Raw genomic sequence first — 4,703 nt, forward strand, 5'->3', positions numbered from 1 at the left:
GCCTCGGCGACGTACAGCCGCCGTTGGTCGGGCGAGATGGCCACACCAAAGGGAATCAGGCCACGCAAACTACCCAGGCGCGGCTCGGGATTGAGGTAGATGGTGTTGACGACCGTATCTTGTTTCATGTCGATGACCGACACGCAATCATTGTTGCCATTGGTCACGAACACGTACTGATCGGTAGCGACTACGGAGTTAGGGCTGCTGCCGCCCACGGCGGGAAAATCCTCCACCATCTGCCCGACCAGAATACCAGTTTTGATCTTGGCCGTCACGGCGGGTTTGCCATTTTGAATTTCGTAGCTCCACACCGAAAAAGCTTCGGGATCGTTGGGATCGCCCAGCGGCGGCACGCCCTCGGCGGGAATCCCCTCCTTCATTTCTTTGGAATTGTACTTGGTTGAAGGCCATTTGTGAGCGGTGCTTTTCAAATCGTCTTTGTCCAAATCCGTGAACGGCTTGTACTCGAACACGCCCACGTTGGCGACGTACACCCGCTTTTCATCGGGCGAAAGACACACACCAAACGGGTAGCGGCCCGTCGGGATGCTGTGCCGGATTTTCTGGGATTTGGTGTCGATGACCAACAACCGGAAGCCAATTTGGTCTAAGGCGTAGAGAGTGCCGCCGTCTTTGGTCAGCACCATGTCGCCGATGTAGCCGTGGTAGTAGTTGATGCCGTTGGCCTTGGTGGCGCAGTCGATGGTACTTTTCGGCTTGCCCGTCGCCAGGTCGAAGAGGAAAATCTTGTTGGTTTCGCCGCCCGCTACGTACACCGTTTGGTTGTCGGGCGTGATGGCGAGGCCCATGAAGCAGGCTTCCAGCACGCCGTTGTCGGTTTTGGCCTGGTCGGGAACTTGCTGGACGCTGGCGTTTTCCTGCAACACGTTCCTAATGATGCTGATCGAAATCGGGTTAATGCCTGAATTAGCCGTAACCGCTACACTGCCATCAGGACTCACTGCTAAACCGTAGGGATGCGGAGCAGTAGTGATTTGTCGGCCCAGCGGCGTAATGAAGCGGCCGTTGGGAAGCGTGGTGGTGCCGCTTTTGTCGATTTTCAGGTAGGAGGCTCCGGCGGGGGTATTGGCAACCCACTTTTGGGCGAAGGCGGGGAGGGTGAGGAGGATTAGGGCGAGGAGTAGGGGGAGTGATTTCATGATGTTTTCACGGCAGCGGCCGACCGTCTCACCCCCGGCCCCTCTCCTGAAAGAAGAGGGGAGATTGATCTAAGAGAATGCCCCCTTTCTCCTGACAGCCGGGCAGCCGTTGCTGAGAAAGGGCGGGGGGATAGAGGTTTTGTTAGTTTTTGAGTTTCAAATAATTTTCAATCAATGCCAGATAATGCTCCAAACCCGGCGTGGGGTAGTTTTTCTGCTTAGCGGCTTCGTCCCAGCGGCGCATCCGTAGGATGAGATCAAAGTACGGATTTTTTTCAAAAAACCGGGCTTCTGCTTCCGTCATCGGGCCACCCTGAAATGCGAGGGTTTGAATGCTGGCTTCGGAAAGCGCGGCAAAGTACCCTGGTTTCTTGAATGTCAAGTACCTTTTGGCGTTGACATGGTTTTCAATCAAAGTACCCACCTTATCTGAAAAACCTCGCTGGCGTAGCCAATCGGCGGCGACGCCCTCGTGGTCGCGGCGACCGTACTCATCCATAAGTTCGGCGGGATCATCGGTCGGGAGCATATGGCCGATGTCGTGCAGTAAGGCGGCAACTTGTACCTCCACGTCGTAGCCGTCGCGTTTGGCGAGTTCGGCAGCCTGGGCGGCGTGTTCAAACTGCGAGACTTCCTCGCCGTAGTAAGGCTCACGGCCGTGCTGGTCGAACAAGGCGCGGATTTCGGTGAGAGTTTCTTCGGAGTAGTTGGGTGATTTGTCATTCATAATTATTGCATTGCTTCCACCACTGCCTTCCCCGTCCAACATTCAAATGGCTTTACATTCAAAACCTTAGCGACCGTTACGGCAGTGTCAAAGGTATCGATCGGTGTACGCAGTGCGTGATTTTTGAGAATGCCTTTTCCCGAAATAATCCAGGGAATGTTCATCTCGGCGGCGCTGTTGCCTCCGTGGCCTTTGTCTACCCCACCGTGGTCAGCGGTGATAAGAACCACCGTTTCGTTTGCTTTGCCGGAAGCGCGGATAGCATTCATGATCCTGCCAACGAGCAAATCCGCTTTGGTAACAGATTGGTAGTAGGTCGGCGTGCCGTGTCCGGCGTCATGTCCCGCGTGATCAACGTGGTCGAGATGGATAAAAGTAAATAGTGGCGCATTGGCGGCAATGTAGTTAGCGGCTTGCGCGGCGGTGTCATTTTCGCCTTTTCCGTCGATTTTTATGGTGCAGACGTCGTCTTCCAGCAATCTTCCAAAATCATCCCAATCGTAAAAACAGGCAACCTTAGCATCCTTATTTTGCTCGCGAACGGCGCGGAAAATTGTGGGGTAAGGCTGGCCTTTATTGCCGCCGCAGTAGGCTTTGTCGGCGATGTCAGTGCGTTTCCAGCTATTGGCCCAGATTTCGTGGTGCGCGGGCGAAGTACCTGTAATCATCGACGCCCAATTGGGACTACTGGAACTCGGGAAAACTGCCTTCGCTGTCATGGAGTAGCTGCCGTTCCGCATCAGCGAATCCAGGACAGGCGTGGTGGCATTTTGGATGCCGTCGGGGCTGAGGCCGTCGAGACCGATGACAACGACGTGGTTTTGGGCGAGGGTAGTGAATGGCAGGAGGATTAGAAGTATGAGATAGCGCATTTGAAGTTTATGGGTCTAAATATTTTAGAAGGTCAGGAGTGCTTGGTGTACTTTTTAAATAAAGAAAACGAGAGTAATCTACTCCCGCTTTTCAAAATCACCAAACCTATGATATGATAGTCTTGCTTACTGGGAGATCCAGAGGGCTTTGTTGATGCTGTCGTCGCCGCCGAACTGCCGCTGGATGGCTTCCTTGTAATTGGTTTCGTTGGTGGTGCGTTCTGAGAAGGGATAGAGCCAGCGCAGCGCAATGCGGCCCGAGTTGCCCGTGCCGACGCCCGTCAGGAAGTTGGGAACGCCCGTGCGGCGGTAATTGAAGTAGGCTTCCATTCCCGAGTTCATGAAAAACGCCAGGTACTTCTGCGTCAGGATTTTTTCCAGTCCGGCGGCGGTTTTGCCATCGTATTTCACCAGCGGCTGGGCGTAGTACTGTTCGAAGTTAAAGTCGATCGTGTAGGTGCCGAAGTCAGCGGCATCGCGGCCCCCGGTGCGCGAGTAACGCATGGTGAGCGTGCCATCCTTCACGCCGTAGAATTCCTGCGATGCCTTGATGCCCTTCTTGTACCAGGACTCGGCGTCGCCGCTGGCCCAGCCGCGGTTGATGCCCTCGGCCAGGTTAAAGCATAGTTCAGGAAAGCCAAGAATGAAGGTTGCCTCGCCGACGTAATTGGTGTAATAGCGCGAGCGGCTTTGGAAGGAATACACACCGGGTGCGAAGCCCGCGCCGTTATCACGGCCCGCTTTTTCGGTCATGTCGGTGAGGTCTTCACCCGAACTAGCCCCCACGAAGACCGAGAAATCCGAAGGGTTCTTTCCCGCTTTCAATTGCGCTCCGGCGGGCTCGGCCACTACCATCACGCGCGGGTCCTGGCGAGCCACGGTAAGGTCGATGTAGGTTTTGGCCATGTTTTGCCGCGTGGCGTCGAAACCAAAGTTGTCGGGATTGGACGGGTACTTGTTGAAGTTGTTGGAGACGAATTGCAGGTTGTCGCCCATGCCTGAGAAAATCGGAAACTTAGCCGGGTTATTGAGCACTTCGGCGAAGCGGCTTTGCACTTTCAATTCGGCGTCGTCGGCCTGCTTGCTCAACCGCATCAAGATGCGGAGTTTCAGAGCGTTCACGGTTTTCTGCCATTTGCGCAGGTCGCCGTTGAAGTAAAAATCGCCCGGCACGGTAGTTTCGCCCTTGGCAATCAGTGAGGCCATGTCAGTGTTTGCCTCGTCCAGCCATGTCAGGATTTGGGCGTATATCTGCTTCTGCGTGTCGTACTTCGGCGTGAGGTTGCCGCGTCCTTCCAGGGCTTCCATGGCGGGGAGGTCGCCCACCCGCACCGACATCTGATCGTAGAAATACGCCCGGAAGAACTTGCCCAGCGCTGAGTAGCCGTTCACGTCGGCGGCCCCGGCGCGTTTGGCTTCCTCCTCCATTTTTATTACGTTTTTCAGGGTAAAATAGTGATTCGGCATTTCTCCAAACTGGTACTCATTGGTCCCGTAGTAGTTATAGTTGATGGCATAAAACTGGTTCCAGCGCATCTCCGAACTGAACGGTCGGCCCGTGTCGTCGTACAAATCGAACTCGATGCCCTGCAATACCAGGGAAGCGGGGGCCGTGATGGCGCGGTTCGGGTCTTTTTCGAGATATTCAAAAGTCTTCTCGCAGCTCGAAAGGGCCAGGCCCAAGACGAGGAATGCGTAGGCAATTTTAATATTTGTTTTCATGATATTTTTAGGTATTAGGTGGTTAGCTGTTAGGTTATTAGGTATGTTTTCCTCAAACCAAAAGTCATGAAGCTATCAATCGGTAGCCACTTTGGATCTTTGCCCCTTTGTGCCTCCTCTTCAAAATGTCAAACTCAAATTCACTCCGTACCGCCGCGTCGAAGGCGACTGCAAGCCTGAACCACCGCCGGAAACGTACTGGTTGAGGTCGATGTCCTT

General features: G+C 54.3%; 4 protein-coding genes. All 4 read right to left on the reverse strand.

The features are described from left to right. The coding region (locus ACEW8P_RS00795; protein ID WP_373511208.1) for a YncE family protein at positions 1-1,163 on the reverse strand (1,163 nt) is incomplete at its 3' end. Between the two features lie 142 nt (positions 1,164-1,305). Further along, positions 1,306-1,890: an HD domain-containing protein gene (locus ACEW8P_RS00800; protein WP_373511209.1), complete on the reverse strand. Its 585-nt coding sequence runs from the start codon at positions 1,888-1,890 to the stop codon at positions 1,306-1,308. A gap of 2 nt (positions 1,891-1,892) precedes the next feature. Beyond that, the gene (locus tag ACEW8P_RS00805; protein WP_373511210.1) at positions 1,893-2,762 is read right to left on the reverse strand and encodes an alkaline phosphatase family protein; all 870 of its coding nucleotides are present in this window, start codon (positions 2,760-2,762) and stop codon (positions 1,893-1,895) included. Positions 2,763-2,888: 126 nt separating this feature from the next. Further along, positions 2,889-4,484: a SusD/RagB family nutrient-binding outer membrane lipoprotein gene (locus ACEW8P_RS00810; RefSeq protein ID WP_373511211.1), complete on the reverse strand. Its 1,596-nt coding sequence runs from the start codon at positions 4,482-4,484 to the stop codon at positions 2,889-2,891. Between the last annotated feature and the right edge of the window lie 219 nt (positions 4,485-4,703).

This window comes from Persicitalea sp. (assembly GCF_041751555.1).
Classification (GTDB): Bacteria; Bacteroidota; Bacteroidia; order Cytophagales; family Spirosomataceae; genus Persicitalea.

What these genes read in the sequence shown, in the direction of transcription:
- ACEW8P_RS00800 (WP_373511209.1), bottom strand. Translation starts at nt 1,890, where the DNA reads ATGAATGACAAATCACCCAACTACTCCGAAGAAACTCTCACCGAAATC.
- ACEW8P_RS00805 (WP_373511210.1), bottom strand. Translation starts at nt 2,762, where the DNA reads ATGCGCTATCTCATACTTCTAATCCTCCTGCCATTCACTACCCTCGCC.
- ACEW8P_RS00810 (WP_373511211.1), bottom strand. Translation starts at nt 4,484, where the DNA reads ATGAAAACAAATATTAAAATTGCCTACGCATTCCTCGTCTTGGGCCTG.